Origin of the sequence: Pseudomonas sp. I2 (assembly GCF_040984075.1) — a bacterium.
GTDB classification, from domain to species: Bacteria; Pseudomonadota; Gammaproteobacteria; order Pseudomonadales; family Pseudomonadaceae; genus Aquipseudomonas; species Aquipseudomonas guariconensis_B.
Genome location: NZ_JBCGFQ010000157.1, coordinates 1 through 447, shown reverse-complemented (window position 1 = coordinate 447; position 447 = coordinate 1). Strand labels below are relative to the sequence as shown.

Genomic DNA, 447 nt, shown 5'->3' with positions numbered 1-447 from the left:
CCTGTGTTCCCTTTCTTTTGCAACTTGCTGACTAGCCCGGTCAAGCCCTCCAGCTGCTTGCTCAAGCCGTCCACTTGCTGCGTTAAGCCGTTCACCTGCCTCGTCAATCGCTCTGCTGCTGCCCTGCTGATCTCGGCCTCTTGTTTGGTGCTCTCGTACATGCTCGCCAAGTTCGCGTAGCTTTCCTGCCATGCCTTGTGCTGCTGCTCGTATGCGCTCTGCAAAGCCTCGAACGCGCAGAGCAATTCCCGCTCCAATCCCGTCATTTAGTACCCCTTCGGCACGATCCAATAGGTATCCTTCCCCCAAACGGTTGGATTGGGGTCGGAGATCTGCACGCAAAGGTGCTCCAATTTCTTCCCGCACTGGGTCAGCTTTAGCTTGCCGCCCTTCTCTGCCAAGGCTTGGAGAGTGGCTTGCCGCTCCGCTATCAATTCCCCCTGATAC

At 56.8% G+C, this 447-nt stretch carries 2 protein-coding genes; both read right to left on the bottom strand.

All coding sequences use genetic code 11. The features are described 5' to 3' along the window. Positions 1-266: MbeD family mobilization/exclusion protein (locus tag WCE05_RS26020; RefSeq protein ID WP_057172438.1), on the bottom strand; the 266-nt coding region annotated here is incomplete at its 3' end. Next, a partial coding sequence (locus WCE05_RS26015) for a hypothetical protein (protein WP_368816841.1) occupies positions 267-447 on the bottom strand: 181 nt, incomplete at its 5' end.